Source organism: Peptostreptococcus anaerobius 653-L (assembly GCF_000178095.1).
GTDB classification, from domain to species: Bacteria; Bacillota; Clostridia; order Peptostreptococcales; family Peptostreptococcaceae; genus Peptostreptococcus; species Peptostreptococcus anaerobius.
Window position 1 is genome coordinate 1 of sequence record NZ_ADJN01000058.1, and the last position, 19,017, is coordinate 19,017.

General features: G+C 37.9%; 18 protein-coding genes. All 18 read right to left on the reverse strand.

What is annotated here, in order from left to right; genetic code table 11:
* Window positions 1-678 precede the first annotated feature (678 nt).
* The 18 genes from HMPREF0631_RS09585 to HMPREF0631_RS07060 all read right to left on the reverse strand — a co-directional run bounded on the left by HMPREF0631_RS09585 (window position 679) and on the right by HMPREF0631_RS07060 (window position 18,924).
* Complete coding sequence (locus tag HMPREF0631_RS09585) at window positions 679-2,676, reverse strand: cell wall-binding repeat-containing protein (protein WP_002844131.1); 1,998 nt, start codon at window positions 2,674-2,676, stop codon at window positions 679-681.
* 213 nt (window positions 2,677-2,889) lie between these two features.
* A complete protein-coding gene (locus tag HMPREF0631_RS09920; RefSeq protein ID WP_002844163.1) occupies window positions 2,890-5,751 on the reverse strand; it encodes a hemoblobin-interacting domain-containing protein in 2,862 nt (953 codons plus the stop codon).
* Between the two features lie 469 nt (window positions 5,752-6,220).
* Entirely contained in the window at window positions 6,221-6,667 is a 447-nt protein-coding gene (gene fabZ / locus HMPREF0631_RS06985; RefSeq protein WP_002844155.1) for a 3-hydroxyacyl-ACP dehydratase FabZ, read from the reverse strand.
* A 14-nt stretch (window positions 6,668-6,681) separates the two neighbouring features.
* Window positions 6,682-7,917 (reverse strand): beta-ketoacyl-ACP synthase II, encoded by a 1,236-nt coding sequence (gene fabF, locus HMPREF0631_RS06990; RefSeq protein ID WP_002844134.1) that lies wholly within the window; start codon window positions 7,915-7,917, stop codon window positions 6,682-6,684.
* 22 nt (window positions 7,918-7,939) lie between these two features.
* Entirely contained in the window at window positions 7,940-8,686 is a 747-nt protein-coding gene (gene fabG, locus HMPREF0631_RS06995) for a 3-oxoacyl-[acyl-carrier-protein] reductase (RefSeq protein WP_002844135.1), read from the reverse strand.
* Window positions 8,687-8,701: 15 nt separating this feature from the next.
* Window positions 8,702-9,634 carry an ACP S-malonyltransferase gene (locus tag HMPREF0631_RS07000; RefSeq protein ID WP_002844152.1) on the reverse strand — a complete coding sequence of 311 codons (933 nt, stop codon included), beginning with the start codon at window positions 9,632-9,634 and terminating at the stop codon, window positions 8,702-8,704.
* Complete coding sequence (locus HMPREF0631_RS07005; RefSeq protein WP_002844129.1) at window positions 9,627-10,580, reverse strand: nitronate monooxygenase; 954 nt, start codon at window positions 10,578-10,580, stop codon at window positions 9,627-9,629. The genes HMPREF0631_RS07000 and HMPREF0631_RS07005 overlap by 8 nt, the downstream gene beginning before the upstream one ends.
* Window positions 10,580-10,810 carry an acyl carrier protein gene (locus HMPREF0631_RS07010; protein WP_002844121.1) on the reverse strand — a complete coding sequence of 77 codons (231 nt, stop codon included), beginning with the start codon at window positions 10,808-10,810 and terminating at the stop codon, window positions 10,580-10,582. Before HMPREF0631_RS07010 ends, HMPREF0631_RS07005 begins: the two co-directional genes overlap by 1 nt.
* Window positions 10,811-10,971: 161 nt before the next feature.
* On the reverse strand, window positions 10,972-11,982 hold the full coding sequence (locus HMPREF0631_RS07015) for a beta-ketoacyl-ACP synthase III (RefSeq protein WP_002844119.1): 1,011 nt from the start codon (window positions 11,980-11,982) through the stop codon (window positions 10,972-10,974).
* Window positions 11,972-12,661, reverse strand: a complete 690-nt coding sequence (locus HMPREF0631_RS07020; RefSeq protein ID WP_002844150.1) for a MarR family winged helix-turn-helix transcriptional regulator — start codon at window positions 12,659-12,661, stop codon at window positions 11,972-11,974. Before HMPREF0631_RS07020 ends, HMPREF0631_RS07015 begins: the two co-directional genes overlap by 11 nt.
* A gap of 14 nt (window positions 12,662-12,675) precedes the next feature.
* On the reverse strand, window positions 12,676-13,419 hold the full coding sequence (locus tag HMPREF0631_RS07025; protein WP_002844139.1) for an acetyl-CoA carboxylase carboxyltransferase subunit alpha: 744 nt from the start codon (window positions 13,417-13,419) through the stop codon (window positions 12,676-12,678).
* A 60-nt stretch (window positions 13,420-13,479) separates the two neighbouring features.
* Complete coding sequence (gene accD / locus HMPREF0631_RS07030) at window positions 13,480-14,340, reverse strand: acetyl-CoA carboxylase, carboxyltransferase subunit beta (RefSeq protein ID WP_002844154.1); 861 nt, start codon at window positions 14,338-14,340, stop codon at window positions 13,480-13,482.
* A gap of 2 nt (window positions 14,341-14,342) precedes the next feature.
* On the reverse strand, window positions 14,343-15,692 hold the full coding sequence (accC, locus tag HMPREF0631_RS07035) for an acetyl-CoA carboxylase biotin carboxylase subunit (RefSeq protein ID WP_002844137.1): 1,350 nt from the start codon (window positions 15,690-15,692) through the stop codon (window positions 14,343-14,345).
* A gap of 1 nt (window position 15,693) precedes the next feature.
* A complete protein-coding gene (locus tag HMPREF0631_RS07040; protein WP_002844146.1) occupies window positions 15,694-16,236 on the reverse strand; it encodes a biotin/lipoyl-containing protein in 543 nt (180 codons plus the stop codon).
* A 173-nt stretch (window positions 16,237-16,409) separates the two neighbouring features.
* Complete coding sequence (prmC, locus tag HMPREF0631_RS07045) at window positions 16,410-17,318, reverse strand: peptide chain release factor N(5)-glutamine methyltransferase (RefSeq protein WP_002844159.1); 909 nt, start codon at window positions 17,316-17,318, stop codon at window positions 16,410-16,412.
* Window positions 17,319-17,964: 646 nt separating this feature from the next.
* On the reverse strand, window positions 17,965-18,198 hold the full coding sequence (locus tag HMPREF0631_RS07050; RefSeq protein ID WP_002844168.1) for a hypothetical protein: 234 nt from the start codon (window positions 18,196-18,198) through the stop codon (window positions 17,965-17,967).
* A gap of 13 nt (window positions 18,199-18,211) precedes the next feature.
* Window positions 18,212-18,772: a hypothetical protein gene (locus HMPREF0631_RS07055; protein WP_002844149.1), complete on the reverse strand. Its 561-nt coding sequence runs from the start codon at window positions 18,770-18,772 to the stop codon at window positions 18,212-18,214.
* A gap of 14 nt (window positions 18,773-18,786) precedes the next feature.
* Window positions 18,787-18,924: a terminase small subunit gene (locus HMPREF0631_RS07060; RefSeq protein WP_002844161.1), complete on the reverse strand. Its 138-nt coding sequence runs from the start codon at window positions 18,922-18,924 to the stop codon at window positions 18,787-18,789.
* Between the last annotated feature and the right edge of the window lie 93 nt (window positions 18,925-19,017).

Below are 19,017 nucleotides of genomic sequence, written 5' to 3' on the forward strand. Positions count from 1 at the left end.
GGTCTTACTCAGAATTCAATACTCTACCTTACTGGCACTTAATAGTGCGAACTGGCACTTAATAGTGCGTGTTTCGTTTCTTCCAATCTGACTACTATGGTCAGAAACGAAAAAACGCTGATAGAATACTCAATTCCGAGTAAGCCCTCGCTCGACTTGCATGTGTTAGGCACGCCGCCAGCGTTCATCCTGAGCCAGGATCAAACTCTCATAAAAAAATTTGTTCTCGCTCAGACTATTGTTATCTCTAAAATATCTGGCTTGGTTTGTTTGTGGTTTAAATCAAGTAAGTTTCCTTACATGGTTTAAACGATTAATCAATTGTCACTATGTGACTTTTGAATTAACCTGCTGTTCAATTTTCAAAGTTCATTGTCTTGCTGTATCTCTCAGCGACAAGTAATACTATACACCCTTTTAAAGTATTCGTCAATAGGTTTTTTATATTTTTTTATTTTTTTCATAAAAGTTATCCACAAATATGCCTCTCTTTAAGACTCTCAATACATAAATCACTTAGTACAAAATCCAAAATTTTCAAGGCTTTAGCTACTTTCTTGCATAAAAATACCGACCCTCATATCTTCAAATATTTCTTGTAGATTAGGGTCGGTATATATTATTTTAGATCTTGTTTTTAATAATTTTGTGGATAATTAATGCTAATTACTTGCCTCACTACTTAGCTTCTCTTAGAGTATACGGGTCAAATGGATTTCCCTTTACAGCCTTTAAAGTAACATCTGGGTATGATGGTATGGATATCTTAACAGTATCATCTAATTTTAAACCATAAATAAAAATTCTCTTCAATCCTCCATCTTCATAGGCATAGCTCAATTCTTGGTCACTCCTAGGCATAAATATCTTTTTATCTAATTTTTTACTAATTACCTGTCCATTATATACTATAGTAGCCTTTCCAGAAGAAAATTCCTTAAACCATCCAGTAGAATCATCATTGTTTGATGATATAGCAATTCCACAAGCATTGTCCAAAGTCAATTTGTCTAGGATTGGTTTGCTGTGAGTTATAGGGACCTTCTTTTCATATACAGGCCTTATTACCATACTATACTTATCCTCTCCCTTAACTAGAGTATTCTTATCTATCATCTTTTCTAGTAGGGCTGCCTTTTCTATCTTCTGTCCCTTATCTAACTGCCACTCCTTGAAGGTATATGAATCATGTTCAGCTTCATATTGAGATAGGACTTCTTTAATACCTTCTATATCATTTACTTTCTTTCCTGAAGAAGTTAGTATATCTCTTCCTGCTAACTTTTTGTCCGACGCTTTTTCCAAGTTTTCCCCATTTATACCCATAGGTATTATACTCAGCATAACAGCATTGTCTATTTCTATAGATTTTTCGGCTCTAATTTCCTTGTCAGCCTTGTTTTCATCCTTGTATTTAGCAGTTGCAACTATCTTAACTGGACCAATTTCATCCAAGCCTACAGTCAACTTACCTTCTTTTAGTAGAGTATCCTCACTTGTCTTAGTCATAACTATGTCAACACTTACATCCTTGTCCTCTAAGTTAGTCTTCTTCCCAAGTTCCGTTTTAACATCAATAGTATCACCAATCTTGGCCTTATCTTGAGCTACAATCTTAACAGACTCTAAAGTCTTCTTCTTTTCATCCGGCTTCTTTGGTTTCTCTGGTGTCTTTGATCCATTAGTCTTATTTGATGTGTACGGTTTCTTTGGTTCTGGTTTTTTAGACTCCTCTGTATTAGTCTCAAACTTGTTGGCTACCTTTTTAGCCAAAGCCTTAGTAATAGTTGATTCTCCTCCTACTATCACTACCTTCTTTGCCTTTTTAATCAAGTCCTGTCCTTCCTTTGTCAAATCATTTCCATTTGTCAATATTATAGGAGAATTCATAGCCTTAGCCATTGGAGCTGCTGTCAATGCATCTGCAAATACCTTACCTGATGCCAAAACTACAGTATCACTTGTACCCAACTCCTTTGCAACTTCGACTGATGTATCATATCTCCCCTTGCCGGCCAATCTCTTTCCATATGTATCTTTGACAGAGTTTGTACCACCAAATGTGTAGCTAGCACTCAAGCCCTGTGGAATAGATTCCGATTTTCTACCATCAACCAAGATCAGTCCCTGACCCTTTGCCCCTAAAAGCGCACCTGAAACTAGTGCATCTGGGAAATCTCTACCAGTTGCTACTCCTACAGTCTTTATTCCTGCTTTTTCTACTACCATCTTTGCAGTATCATACCTGTTTGCTCCTGCAATCCTATCCACTGGCATATCCTTTGAAAGATTTTTTTCTATTTCGCTTGAAACAGAGTTTACACCACCGACTATAGTAGCCTTATTCACTCCCATTGACTTAAGTCTAGAATTTAGGTCAGTCCTTCCATCTGTAAGTACAATGGCCTTGTTATTTGCTGCAGCCACCGGTCCAACAGCAAGAGCATCCGGGAAATTCTTACCATTAACAACGAAGGCTTCTATTTCCTTTAATGATTTTGTAGTCTTCAGGTAATTTGCAACCTTTAAGGCTGTCTCATACCTATTTTCTCCACCTATTCTTTCTACACTTATTTTTGAATCTTTAGCATTATCGGCTAGGGAAATACCCTGGCCAGCTATACCTGCTATCATAGCCCCCGCTAATATAACACTTGTCATCTTCTTAGTTTTCAAAATACCATCTCCTTTAATATACAATCAGGTTTTATTAGGCAACCCATAACCTTTTATATTCAACGCTCAACTTTCTATGTGCAATGCCAATTTTATATGTGCAGCACTACGCTTTCTGTATGCAATGCTCTATTTACTATATAGATCACTCCACTTTATGTATGCAATGATCTATATCATATATTCAACACTCAACTTTTATATAGAACACTGCTATTTTACAAAATAATTTAATGTATCATAACCTTCAGCATACAGGCTCAATGTGTCACCATGACTTATAGGTCTAAAGAACCTAAAACCAATCTTATTACCATCACCTGTTCTAAGGACTCCAGTAGAACCAAAAGGTACCCTCTGTCCATTAATTTCTATTCTTTTAACCTTCATCATAAACTTGTAGTTTCCAGCAAAGCTACCGTCATTGTACAGCCTGCTTCTTGAAAAATCGAATACCATGCCTGGATACTTTTCCTTCATGCTTTTTTCATCAAAATCAGGTTTAACTAGAGTATTTTCATGGTTGTCTTGTCTTGATTCACCACTATCAATATTCACATCCAAGACTACTGGATTGTAGGCCTCAAAATTGAACCTAAAATGGTATTCTCCTGGAGCCTTGATTGCATCTGCAAATACCTTTACCATGCCAAGAGAGTCAACTTTTTCCATAGAAGACTTGTCTAGTCTAATGTACTCTGAGTTTGGTGCCTTGATTTCCAAGTATGATAGCCTAGCATCCATAGTCATAATATCAAACTTAATGTCCTGACCTATCTTTGGAAGACCATCTTGATAAGCTTCCTCTCTTAACCTTAGTTGAACATCTCTTTTTACAGGGTTTCTTACAAGTAAGTTCCTTTCAAGTTCTTCATAACCTCCAGATTTAATAATTAAAGTCTTGCTACCAGCTGTATCAAATATCTTGCCATCAATTGTAAAGCTACTATTTGAGTAGTCTTTCCAGTAATCTACATTAGGTCTTAAATCTTTGCCTCCAACCCCTATATACTGAATATTATTTGTCCAGTCATTTAATGGTAAACTCACACTTTCTCTTACTCTTACATTATCTAGCCTACTAGAGATATTAGTTGGGACTTTCTTCAATCCACCCCTATCTTTAGAATCTTTGCCCTTTGATTCAAATATCTGAGACATACTGAATATAGGTCTTCCTAGTCCACCCGGCATCATATACTTCATTTGGTTGTGTCCATCATTAGACAACTCTACATCTGGGTCAGCATAATAATCCATAAAAGTGTGGTAGGTCATTTTGTTTAACCTATTATCCTGCACATATGTTAAGTACTTGTCCCAAACAACCTTCCTGTTTGGATTTGATTCTAATATAGCAACTTCCTTTGAAGTTCCTTCCCAAGCATCTAACAACCTCTTGGTATTTTCGTTTTGGTAGCCCAATTTCTCCAAAATAACTGCATTAGCCACCATATCATACTTATATATCAACTTGGTAACTTGGTTCACACTGCCTCCAGATTCTCCATCCAGAGAAATGGATGATGATCCCGAACCGCCACCTACAGTAGAATGAGATACTACATCAACTCGTGATACCGATTTAAATTGATTAAATATTCCATCTAGAAAACCTCTAGAATAATTGGATTTTTCGGCCACTGTTAAACCTGATCTAAGACTAGTGGCCATTTTCGATCTATGTCTAACTTCGTATTTTTTTTCTAATTCCTTATCATTATTCTTATCTTCATTCAACTCATCTTTGTCCAAGCATTCTTTTGGTACCAACTTACCACTTAAAGCAAACTTAAGATAACTATCATGGTATCCCTTGTACTTTATAGTTAGGTGGTTTACACCCCTCTTTAAATCCTTGATTCCATCATTCTTGATTCTAAAAGTCTGACCAACTACATGCCATGGATTTCCTGACTCGTTGTCTAATAAAGTAGGATCTTTCTTCTTTTCTTTTTCATAGTCTAAACCAAAATCAACTACCTTATGTCTTTTAAGTTCCTTTCCGTTTAAGAACACTTGCTCAATACCAGTATCCTGCTGAAAAGTGTATTCAAAATCATTCAAATTAAATATTATACTCTTACCATCAATGTATTCTCCACTATCTGCAGTAAGACTGATTTTCGGAGCCTTCATCTTGTAGGTAAAGTCTCTAATCTCAGGTCTACTACCCCTATACAAAATCTTCAGCCTATGTTGACCCTTCTTCTGAATTGGTCTAGATGTAGAAAATACAATCCTCAATTGACCTCTCTTACTATCGCTAGTTTTTCTTATCCTCAAACTAGGTTCCATTCCATTGTCATATACCTTGGCCACAGAATATATTCCATTAAATTTTTTCTTTTCTTGAGGTTTTGAGAGGTCATAATTTATAACTATATCCTTGCCATAGTCAAAATCATTTGCAGACTCTTTCTCTAATGGATTAGGATTGGCCATTGGATTAAATTTCTCCCCTTGACTAGATTTGGCATCCTCTTTGTTCTTAGATTCTCCTTCTTTTTTAGTTGGAGCAGTCACTACATCTATTTTTTTGCTATCTGACACATCGAATGTAGTTTTTTCTGGATATGTTAGTTCCCTACCATTTTCATCCTTCTTTGTAGAATGAAAATCCCATACAGGCATAACCGCATGACCTATCACTACATCCGGTATACCTGACTTAGATTGATTGTACTTGTATGGAAATGTCTTATATGAGTCTTGCAAAGTCTCCTCTAAAACCTCCCCATTATCAAATATAATTCTCGCTGTCTTGTGGCTTCCATCAAACTCGCTCTTGATTATTTTCCCACTGTCATCTACTGGAGAAAAATCCTTCTCAAGGCCATCTAAGAACAACTTACTTGGTTTGGATGATTTATCACTAAAATCGAAAACCAAAAAAGAACTCGTATCCGCCACACTTATTACCTTGGCATGGCTTTTCGACTTCTTATCATTTGTATCTAAATTACTGACAACAAAAGAATTTTGAGCAGGCTTAAAAATCAATCCTGCATATGCAGATGGAACTATGCTGGTTAACATAGTCACTGCTGTTGCAATACACAATACTTTTTTCATTTTCAATCCCCCCTATGATATAAAATAATGTATTCGAATACTATTATTATTTACGAATATCATTCTACCACTACAAAATCCTTTTATCTATAATAATAATTATTATTTTTTTAAGATTTTAATTATCATTTGTTGGTGTGTGGGTAAAAAATAACCATCCTTTATAACTAAGTCATAAATACTTAGCACATAGGATGGTTTTGTTTGTTGTATTTAGTTGTAAGTTTCTTTAATGTATTGTGTATATGTGAAGTGTGATGTTAACTCTTGTTTTCAAATTTAGATATTCGGTTAATACTTCACACCATTCTCTAATATAGATAAATCTTAAAAATCACCCCCACGTGTGTGGAGTGTATGTAATTTTTTTGTCATTTTTATTAATGCAAATAAGGAGTTTGTATACTCAACTTCTATCAAATAGAATTAAAACATACAAACTCCCCAATTAAACAAACTATATAGTTTTCTATCCCTCAACAAAGAAGCTAATCTCTGCCTCTACACACAAGTCTCCATCACAAGTAATGCTTCCCTTGCCGACACCGTAGTTCCTTCTCATCTTGACAATCTCAACATCAATATCCAGTCTATCTCCCGGCACAACCTGCCTTCTAAACTTGGCTTGCTTTATCCCTGAGAAAAACGCCAGCTTGCCCTTGTACTGGTCTAGGGATAGTATAGCTACTGCTCCTGCCTGAGCCATAGCCTCTACCATCAGTACTCCAGGCATTACATTGCGGTCTGGAAAGTGTCCTGTAAACCAAGGCTCTGATGCTGTGATGCACTTTTGAGCCTTTACCCACTTTCCTTCTTCCATATCCACAACCCTATCCACTAGAAGAAAGGGATGTCTATGGGGTATAATTGCCTTTATTTCTTCAACATTTAATGATTTCTTTTCTGTATTTTCCATATCTACTCCTGACCCTAGCCCTTGTACTTCTTAAGAAGCAAGCTAGCATTGTGTCCTCCAAAACCAAGTGAGTTGGATATAGCATACTCTATATCTCTCTTTCTAGTCTCATCTGTAACATAGTCTAGGTCACATTCTTCATCCTTGACCTTGTAATTTATAGTCTGTGGAACAAATCCATCCTTAAGGGCATAGGCGCATACAATAGCTTCTATTGCCCCAGCTGCCCCCAACATATGTCCTGTCATAGACTTAGTTGATGATACCATTATGTCCTTTGAATGGTCCTTAAATGCAAGCTTGATAGCATTTGTCTCTGCCACATCGTTTAGCTGTGTACTAGTACCATGGGCATTGATATAGTCTACTTGATTGCTATCTACTCCAGCCTCTTCTAGGGCAAATAGCATAGCATTTGCTGCACCCTTGCCATCTGGGTTAGGCGCTGTGATATGGTGGGCATCACTAGTCTGTCCATAGCCCACTATCTCACAGATAATGTCCGCCCCCCTTTTTAGGGCTGAGTCAAGCGACTCTATCAGTACTATGGCTGATCCTTCTCCCATTACAAACCCACTTCTCTCCTTGTCAAAAGGTATAGAAGCCCTAGTTGGGTCATCGCTAAATGATAGGGCTGACATTGCTTCAAAGCCGCCCACTCCCATAGTACATATGGATGACTCACAACCACCTGCAAACACTGCATCCTGGTAGCCATCCTTGACCAACCTGAAGGCATGGCCTATTGAGTCTGTTCCTGTTGCACAGGCAGTCACTGAAGATGTACATACACCCCTAGTTTCTAGGGCTATAGACACGTGACCAGCAGCCATATTTATTATACACTTTGGTATAAAATGCGAAGAGATCTTCTTGTGACCCTTCTCCATATACTTGATATGTTCACCCTCTATGGTATCCAATCCACCTATACCACTTCCTACTACTACACCTGTCCTAAACTCATTTTCTTCGTTTATAGTATAGCCACTATTTTTCATGGCTTCCTTGGCAGCTGCTATTGCAAACTGAACGAACCTATCCTTTTTCTTTGGACCATCAACACCATGGGCCTTTGGATTAAAATCCTTGACCTCTGCTGCTAGCCTAGTCTTGTAGCCTGTATTATCGAAAGAGGTGATCGGCCCTATTCCACACTTGCCTGCCTTGACACTCTCCACAAATTCCTCTATTGATTGGCCAATCGGGCTGATTACACCAGCTCCTGTTATTACGACCCTTCTACTCATAAAATCCTCCATTAATCGGTTATTATATTGAAGACAGTCCACCGTCTACACTTATGACCTGTCCAGTTATATACCTAGCAGATTCTCCTGCCAAAAATGCCACTGTATCAGCTATATCCTTAGGCTGACCAACACTCCTTAGCGGTATTGCATCTACTATCTTAGCCTTTATTTTTTCTGGTATAGCATCTGTCATATCCGTCTGTATAAATCCAGGTGCTATAGCATTTACTGTGATGCTATATGGTCCAAGTTCTGCTGCCAGTGTCCTTGTCATACCTATTACACCAGCCTTTGATGCTGAATAGTTAGTCTGACCAACATTTCCCACTAGTCCTGCTAGTGATGATAGACTTATGATTCTACCCGATCTTTTCTTAGTCATCTTCCTTGCAACCTGCTTTGTACAGTTGAATATCCCCTTTAGGTTTGTATCTATTACATCATCAAAATCCGCTTCCTTCATCTTGATAAATAGCTTGTCCCTAGTGATGCCTGCATTGTTGACCAAGACATCTATATTCTCATATTCTTCATATATCTTGTCAAATGCTTCAGCTACCTTTTCTGAATCCTTGACGTCAAACTTCATGGCAAATACATTCTGACCCTTTGCCTTTAATTCTTCTACCATGGTATTGGCTTTTTCATCTGAGCTAACATATGAAAATCCAACTATATATCCCTCTTGGGCTAATTTTTCTACTATAGCCCTACCTATTCCTCTTGTTCCACCTGTTACAAAGGCAACTTTCTGATTGGTTTGCATCGTATCCACCTCTTTCTAGACCTCACTCATTTCTCTTATGTCGTCTAAATTTTGTATATTTATAACTTTCTTTGTCTTATCTATCTTTTTGATAAATCCTGCTAGGCTCTTTCCTGGTCCTACTTCTATAAAGGTGTCTATACCATCGTCTATCATATTTTTGATAGTCTGCTCGAACATGACCCTAGAGTACATCTGCTTCATCAAGATATCTACATAATCTTGGTCCCGACCATAGACACTTGCGTCTAGATTCTTGTAGACCTTGATATCCTTATTAAACTTGAAGTCTATTTTTTCAAGCTCCTGCCTAAAGATATCAGCTGATGGTTTTAAGACACTAGTATGAAATGGTCCCTCGACATTTAGTTTCACTGTCTTTTTAATAGACCTCTCTTTACAGGCATCCTCCAACTTGTCTATAGCTGAGAATTCTCCCCCTACTACTATCTGGCCTGGGCAGTTGATATTTGCTATATCCAGGTTCTTTATGTCTGGATTGGACTTTTTGACCTGACATACAATCTCTTCAATAGTATCTAGTGGAGTCTTCATAATAGCCAACATAGTTCCTTGACCCTTCACACCTTGACCCATTATCTGGCCTCTTTTTGCTACTAGTCGTATCGCTTTCTCAAGACCTATCATTGCAGAACTACATAGGGCTGAGTACTCACCTAGGCTAAGACCAGCCATTGCAGCTACTTCAAGATTCTTATATTTATTGAGCAATTCATCAAGTAGGGCCATGCTGTTCATAAATATGGCCGGCTGAGCATACCTAGTCTTGGATATCTCTTCTATATTGGCATTGGCTATAGCCTCATATGTATCCTTATCTAGTATGTCTTTAGCAAGCTTGTATACCCTAGAACCTAGTAAGTCCTTACCCATGGCCTCATACTGAGACCCCTGTCCTGGAAATACTATAGCTATTTTTTTAGTCATTTACTATACCTCTCAACACCTTATTGTAGCCATTTACTAAATCATCAATTATCTCCTTGCAGGTCTCTCTCTTAGATACTAGACCTGCTATCTGTCCTGCCATAACTGATCCATAGTCGCACTCTCCATCCAAAACTGCAGACCTTAGGCTGCCAGCACCATAGGCTTCAAGTTCTTCGATACTTGCACCTTGGTCTTCCAACTTCTTGAACTTCTTGGCGAACTTGTTTTTTATTACCCTTACAGGATGGCCAGTTGACATACCAGTTACAGTAGTAGATATGTCCTTGGCAGATGCTACTTTTTCCTTGTAGGCTTCACTAGCCCTACACTCATTGGCAAGTATAAACCTAGTACCTAACTGAACACCATCAGCTCCAAGACAAAATGCAGCTGCAACTCCTCTACCATCACCTATACCACCTGCCGCTATTACTGGTATGTCTACAGAGTCCACTATCTGTGGTACCATAGCCATGGTATTTGTAACTCCAACATGGCCACCAGCCTCTGCCCCTTCAGCTATAATAGCGACTACACCAGCATTTCTCTGCATACGAATAGCCTGCGATACTGAAGGTACTACAGGTATTATCTTTATTCCGTTTTCGTTTAGCCTTGCAAAGTGCTTGCCTGGATTACCCGCACCAGTAACTACAACCCTTACACCTTCTTCTATGACAGCATCTATGACCTCATCCACAAAGGGACTCAGTAGCATTATATTGACTGCAAATACCTTGTCTGTAAGGGATTTTGCCTTTCTTATCTCTCCTACTAGCCAGTCCTTTGGCGCATTACCCGCTGCTATAATACCTAGCCCACCAGCATTGGATACTGCCGCAGCAAGCTCAGCATCTGATACCCAAGCCATTCCACCTTGGAAGATTGGGTAGTCAATACCTAACACATGGCATATTTTGCTGTCTTCTAATCTCTTAACCATTAGTTAGCCTTTAGACCCTCTATATATGCTGCAATCTTTTCTGGGCTAGTTAGGTTTTCTATTGCATCGTCTTCTACTTCTATGTCAAATTCATCTTCAATTTCAGTCATTATGTCCATTACGTCTAGTGAATCTGCTTCTAGTTCTTCCTGTATGTGGCTATCTGCCTTTATATCTTCTATTTCTATATCTAACTGATCTGCTAGTATTTCTCTTATCTTTTCTATCATTTTATATTCCTCTTTTCTTAAATTATATTTTTGTATTTTATTCGTTTTTGCTCTTTTTCTAATCTTAAATTGTACCTTTATACTTTATTTGTTTTTGCTCTTTTTCCTATATTTGTTTTTTATATATAAATAGACTATTTTTTACTAAGCTATATTTCTAGCTATACTTTTTTTATCTTAATCAATATACCACCAAAGCTAAGTCCTCCACCAAATGCCGTAGTTATAAGGTACTTGCCTAGGATATCTCCCTCATCTTGGTCTGAACTTTCAAGTCTACTTACAACTTCATCAAATGCTATTGCAACACTTGCAGAAGATGTGTTTCCATATTCTTGTATATTGGTATACCACCTGTCCATTCCTATATTTGACCTATCTGATAGGCACTCTATTATCCTCATATTGGCCTGGTGGGCAACAAATGAATACACCTGACTCTCATCTACAGAGTTGTCCTTTAGCAATTTATCTATTACCTTTGGACCTACATCTGTTGCAAACTTATAGACCTGTCTACCATTCATGCCTATATACAAGTTGTCTTCATCATCTATCTTGTCCTTGGCATCTATAGTAAGGTACTTATTTACGTCTGGTTTACCACCTAGGTGGTAGTCTATGATCTCATACTTGTATTTTGATACTGACCTATCCTCTACTAGGTCCTCGTTTTCTAGTATCATACAACCTGCACCATCACCAAATAATATACAAGTAGTTCTATCTTCCCAATTTACATATTTAGTAAGTCTCTCAGCTCCAACAACCAGGGCATATTTTTTACCCATGTCCCTCATCATGGCCTTGGCTGTAGCTATTGCATAGATATAGCCACTGCAGGCCACATTTATGTCCATACATATTATATTTTTTAGACCCATTCTACCAGCTATTGTAAATGCTGTAGATGGTACCTTGGTATCAGATGTCACGCTTGCAACTATAATCATTTCGATCTCGTCTACATCTATAGAAGATTTTTCTATAGCTCTTTGACATGCCTTTAGGGCCATATCCTCTGTTGTTTCATCCTTGGATATGTGCCTTCTTCTTATGCCTGTTCTTTCTACTATCCATTCATCATTTGTGTCTACTAGTTTTGAAAGCATCTCATTGTCCAGTATATTATCTGGTGCATATCTTCCACTTCCTATTATATTAACACCCATGTTCTCCTCCGTATTCTTTTAGGAAAAACTCATTTATATTCATAAGGGCTCTGATCAAGGCCTGGTCCTCTTCTAGCTTTAGATCTATCATCAGGTGGTCGATCATCTCCTCATGAAAATTCCTATGAATTTTGTCCACCAAAACACCCTTTCTTGTAAGGCTGGCTATTACCACCCTCCTGTCATTAGGGTCTTTTTCTCTTTTTGCATAACCCTTTGTCTCTAGCTTGGAAATAGTTGTAGTAAGGGTCCCCATAGTGATATCCAATATATCAGCTACTTCAGACATCATCTTACCATCACCCGTTCCAATGGCTTCAAGGGCATGTATTTCACTCATAGACAGGTCTTTGATACCCCTTAGTCTAAGGGATTTCTCCTCTATAGTAAGTATGTTCTTGAATAGGTCTACTACTATATCGTTTATTACCTTTCTACTAGCCTCATAAGACAAGTTCTCGCTCTTGGACTTAGTCTCCTCTTCAATACTTTCTTGACTAATCACTTGAGCCTTATCTTCATTATCTTCAACAACTATATTCTCGTTTAAAGCCTTGTCATTTTCAAATGTTATATATGAGTAGTTTTCCTCACCAACAGATATACTATCCCCATCTGAAAATTCAACCTTTATCTTTTTCTTATTAGATTTATCTTCTATATTTTTATAATCAACCATTTCTAGCCTCCTATTTAGCTTCCTATAATCTTTCTATACTTATCATATCTTTTTTTCATTATTTTATCTATAGATATAGAATAGCTTTTTTCTAGAAAATTGATTATATGATTCTTTAGGTTGTATATCTCACCTCCGTCCTCTTCTATTATCCTTTCAATAAATCCATCCTCCATAAGATTGTGGCTTGTAAGTCTCATCAACTCAGCTGCCTCGTCCTTTTTTGAGGGGTCCTTCCAAAGTATACTTGCAAATCCCTCTGGAGATAGTATTGAATATACGCTATTTTCTAGCATCCATATTTCATCTGTAAGGCTAAGGGCAAGGGCTCCACCACTGCCCCCTTCTCCTATTATCACTGATAGGGTCGGCACCTCAAGTCTTGAAAATTCATATATACACTGGGCTATTGTAAGGGCTTGGCCTCTTTCTTCTGCCCCGATGCCACATCCAGCTCCAGGCGTGTCTATTATAGTTATAACAGGCAGCTTGAACTTGTTGGCATGGGCAATCAACCTCAGCACCTTCCTGTAGCCTTCAGGGTTTGGCATACCATAGTTTTTATCTTTTCGCTGCCCTATTACCATGACTGAGTAGGGTCCTAGCTTTCCTATGCCACCTATGATAGTATCGTCATCTGAGTAAGCGCGATCTCCATGCATCTCTACAAAGGGCTTGCATAGGTAGTCTATATAGTCTTTTGCCTTGTACCTGCCAGGATCTCTGGATGCCCTGACTATTTCCATTGCTGTCTTCAAAATCCAACCTCCTTTCTCGATTTCTTATCTTATATAACTTTGGCAAGTATATCTGCCAACTTATCTATCTTCTCTTGACGCTTTCTTGTTGTTATGTAGATTAATAGCAAGTATGTCTGCCAACCTATCTCTCATTTCTTCCCTAGGCAGTACCATGTCCACCATTCCGTGTTCTAAGAGAAACTCAGCCCTTTGAAAGCCTTCTGGTAAATCAGTGCCTGTCACCTGCTTGATTACTCTAGGTCCTGCAAAGCCTATCAAGGCACCCTTTTCTGCTATGATTATGTCCCCTAGACTGGCAAATGATGCACTCACACCACCAGTAGTTGGGTCTGTCATAACAGATATGTATAATAGACCTCTCTCATTTAATCTGGCTATTGCCTGTGATGTCTTAGCCATCTGCATAAGAGAGAACATCCCCTCCTGCATTCTGGCCCCACCTGATGCTGAGAATATTACAAGCGGAAGAGATTTTTTGATAGCTAGCTCAATTGCCTTGGTGATCTTCTCACCCACACTTGAACCCATGCTCCCCATCATAAAATTGGTATCCATGACAGCTATTACGACTCTGGACTCCTTGATCCTAGCAGTACCAGTTATGACTGCCTCGTCTATTCCCGAAGACTCCCTTTGACCTAGCTGTTTTTTCTTGTAGTCCGGAAAATTAAGCGGGTCCCTTACCTTCTTTTCCTTGAAATATTCTACAAAACTTTCTTCGTCTACTATGCTGTTGATTCTTTCCCTAGCAGACATCTTGAGGTACTTACCACAGGCTGGACATATCTTGTACTTGCCCTTCAAGTCATCAACAAATACCATCTCCTGACACTCTGGGCATTTGACCAGACAGTCCGGCTTGATAGTGACATATTTTGCAGGTTTGTACATTTTCCTTTTAAAATGTTCCAGTATCATTGTTACCTCCTCTTGCCTTGTAGGTATGATGTTGTATGCTCATTAGCTACAAATACCTCATCCCTCATTATTTCCTTGTTAAAACCAATATTGGTCTTTATACCATCTATTACAAACTCATCTAGAGCCCTCTTCATTATATCGATTGCATTTTTCCTATCTTTTCCATAGGCTATTAGCTTGACTAGCATAGAGTCGTAAAAAGGCAATACCATATAACCTTGGTATATAGAGGAGTCTATCCTAACCCCATAGCCACCCGGTATATTGAGCCCCTCTATCCTACCAACGCTCGGCATAAAATTATTATCTTCATCATAGGCGTTGATTCTGCACTCTATAGCATGACCTGTAAATGTAATGTCTTTTTGCTCATAGGCAAGTTTTTCCATAGACGCTATGTTTATCTGTTCTCTGATTATATCTATACCTGTTATCATCTCTGTGACCGGATGCTCAACCTGTATCCTGGTATTCATCTCCATAAAGTATGCCTTACCATCCTTGTCAACAAGAAACTCTATAGTGCCTGCATTTGTATAGCCTACATACTTAGCAGCCCTTGTAGCCATATCGTATAGGTAGTTCATAGTCTCATCTCTTATAGAAGTTGCTGGTGCCTCTTCTATAATCTTTTGGTGGTTCATCTGTATAGAACAATCACGAGAACCTAGGTGGACCACATTTCCATGCTCATCTGCAAGTATCTGTACCTCTATATGTCTAGGATCATCTATATATTTTTCTATATAGACCTCCTTGTCACCAAAGGCATTTTCCGCTTCTTTTCTGGCTGACATAAAGGCAGACTCTAGGTCCTGACCTTCTCTTACAAGTCTCATGCCCTTGCCACCTCCACCAGACCTAGCCTTGATGATGATTGGATATCCTATCTGCTCACATATGATCTTTGCGAGCTCAATATTTTCTACCACTGTTTCAGAACCTTCTACAACAGGAAGCCCAGCCTCCTTCATAAGTCTCTTGGCCTCTTCCTTATCTCCCATCAAAGATATTAGCCTGCTGGATGGACCTATGAATTTTATCTCATATATCTCACACAGCTTGGCAAAAGATGAATTCTCAGACAAAAATCCAAATCCTGGATGTATGGCATCCGCACCTGTTACAAGGGCTGCATTTATTATCTGTACCTTATTTAGGTAGCTGTCCTTGACATTTTTAGGTCCTATGCAAATACTCTCGTCTGCTATCTGTACATGTAGGCTGTCCCTATCGACATCAGAAAATATGGCAACCGACCTGATTCCCATGTCCTTAAGTGTCCTGATAATCCTAACTGCAATCTCTCCCCTGTTGGCAACCAGTACTTTTTTTATAGGCCTAATCATCTTAGACCTCCCTTACTCTGAATAGGGCTTGACCAAATTCTACGACTTCTTGGTCTTCAACCAATACTTCTACAATTTCACAATCAAAGCAAGACTTTACTTCGTTCATCAATTTCATAGACTCTATGATACAGACAACCTGTCCCTTCTTGATCTTGTCACCAACCTTGGCAAATACTGGTTCATCAGGTGATGGACTCGTATAAAAAGTACCTATCATTGTGGATGTTATATCCTTCAAATCAGATTGATCGACCTTGTCACTTGGACATTCACCAACATTTGAAGAATCATCCGATGATATAGGTCCCATATTTGTATTGTGGCTGTCCATATTATTTTGTAATCCAAAGCTTCTATTTGATAATTTTTCTTGATTAATATTTTCAATATTTGATCCCAATAAATGACTGCTCAGCATATTACTATATGCATTTGACTTGGTTCTCAGGACCAAACTATCCGTACCCTGCCTGTACTCAAGTTCTCCCAGACCAGCATCATTCATTATTTGAGCCAAATTTTTTATAAATTCTAACTCCATACTCAATATACCTCCTAACTTATTTTGATAGTCAAAGTATTATATTGGATATTATATGACTAAGTATGGAAAAGGTCAATAGTTTATTTTGAATAACTTAATATTTTTTCAGATCTGTTTTTTGACAAAATAAAAAAGACCCTTTAAAGTCATGTCTAGGACTATTGAATTTACTAGTTTTTATGAATAAGTCTTCCAGCTACCATTCTGTTGTAGCCCTGTAAATCTTTTTTGAAGTACAAACAATCAAAACCTACTTTTTCCATTTCATTTTTTATTTTTTCGGCCTGATCGTGACCAGACTCAAACACCAACCATCCACCTATTTTTAGAAATTTAGGTGACGATTTAATAATAGACTTGTAAAAATCCATGCCATCATCTCCACCAGCCAGGGCTAAGATTGGTTCATAGTCCTTTACATCCGGTTCTAATCCTTCTATGACATGGTCCTCTATATATGGTGGGTTTGAAACTAGGATGTCTAGACTATCGAGATAGACCTCTAAGTCACTACTAGAAAATAGGTCAGACTCTACAAAGTCTACACAGGCTCCAAGCCCAAGCCTTCTTCTGTTGACTCTTGCAACATCTATAGCCTCCTTGGATATATCGACACCACATATCTGAAGATCAACACTCGACAATTTAGCAATACTAAGGGCTATAGCACCAGAGCCAAGGCACATATCCATGATCTTGATAGGACCATTCTCACCCTCTTTTGGTGCCCTGTCAATTATATCCAGTACTTCTTCAACTATTATTTCAGTATCCGGTCTAGGTATTAGAACATTTTCGTTCACATAGAAATTTAGGCCCATAAATTCTTTTTCATTTATGATATAGGCAATTGGTTTTCTCATAGACCTCTGCTCTAACATTCTTTCAAATTCTTTTATCTCTTCCGGGTGCATAGGCTTGTCATAGGACATCATCAGCTTCATCCTGTCAAAATCCATGACCTTACAAAGCATAAGGTCTACATCCAACCTTGGACTTGGACTTGAATCCTTTAATTTATCCATTCCATATTCTATTGCATCTTTTAATCTATAGTTTATTGTATTATTATCTATCATAAAACCTCCTTACTCACAGTAAATTATTATACCATAATCCTATGTATAAGCCCAAATAATTATCTATTTTTATTTATTAAGTATTTGCAAGCCTTCCAGGTCATGGGTTATTATTTATGATTATTTATATGATGGAAGAAACCCCCACCAAAACCCCATAAATCATGACAACCCGTCCAACGGGTGGTTTGCACACGGACTATAAGCCCAAGGGTAGCGACGAGTCAAAGGCACTGGCTTTCACTCTGTTCACACTCTGTCTTATCACCTGATTCATCAGGCTTTGGTTTTGACTTTCTAGGCCTGCCTTTGGTTTTTTCATCTACTCTATCTACCTTGAAGCCACCACCAAATATTTTTAGGTCTGCTGTGAATCTTTGCTTTTCAACTCCTGATGTTGAGTATTCTTCGTTTACATTTCCATGAACTAATCAGCACCTGTAAACTTACCGTCTTCTAGTTCAAGATTCTTTAAAAATTCTCTCTTCATTGCTATACTCCTTTTCGTTTTTATTACGCAGATACTACTGCGAAGGTTTATTTTGACGACTTATTTGTCGAATTTAGGCATTAAAAATAGACCTTTTAACGACTTGTCTGGGTCGATTTTATGCACTAAAAAGGCACCCTAACTATTGTAAAGTGCTTACTCTTGACTATATTCCCAGTCTAATATCTTGTCATATAACGACTGTACATATTTACCTTTTTCGGTATACCAATTTTGCCCATCAGAATCATAATACATACAATCATCACTCGTTAGATACCAATCTACTTCAGTCTGCAAATCTGCATAATTACTTGTATCTACCATAAGCTTTATACTGCTATTACAATTTTTCAGATAGTCTATCTCTTCATTTGTTAAGCCAAACATACTTACACCTTCTCTATTTCCTCAAATTACATTGAATTAAAGTGTTTGTAATTGGGTTATATGTAACTCCACATCTTCCATCTAACCCCAATAATACACTATTACTTCTCTTCTTGATAATACTACCACTAGCCAAGCACTTTTCTATATCCTCACTAGGCACGCGTTTATGATTCAACTTCTTCATAATTTCTTTTGAATTGTTCGAATTTGCCCAATCATGAGTACCTATTGCCCTGCCTGTAAAATGATATGATACCCTTTTAATCTCAACTTCATCAGTAGTTTTAATACCAATAAGCTTATCTTCAAGTTCATTGTGATGCTTTTTGAAATTACTATACTTTACAAGTGGAGATATTTCACCTTTTTGAACAATGCCTGTATATCCCTTTACAATGTCCCATTCCTTAGTATCATTATACTTTATTTTCTGAAAATCATCAAATGATTTAACCCCATCATAACCTAAATTCTTGTATTTTTTAAACTGTCTCTTATCACTATGTCTGTTTTTCCAGGCTTTTTCTACTGGCTCTTTGCATATTGTTATAGGCTGTTGAACAAGATCCAATATTAATCCTTGTGCTAATACGGATGACTTACCACAACCTCTGTAGTATTTTCAACCTTATCAGTCCACATGGAATACCTCTTTCCTAATAGTTCATCGTCCTTAATTCTATCCTTGGCACTTACACTCATATCGACAATATCTTGCCCCACTCTGAACCACCAGACTAAGGAAAATATATATGCTGTTAACATATATACATAATAAATTACTCTTTTTTGCATTATGTCATTAAAATACATCGC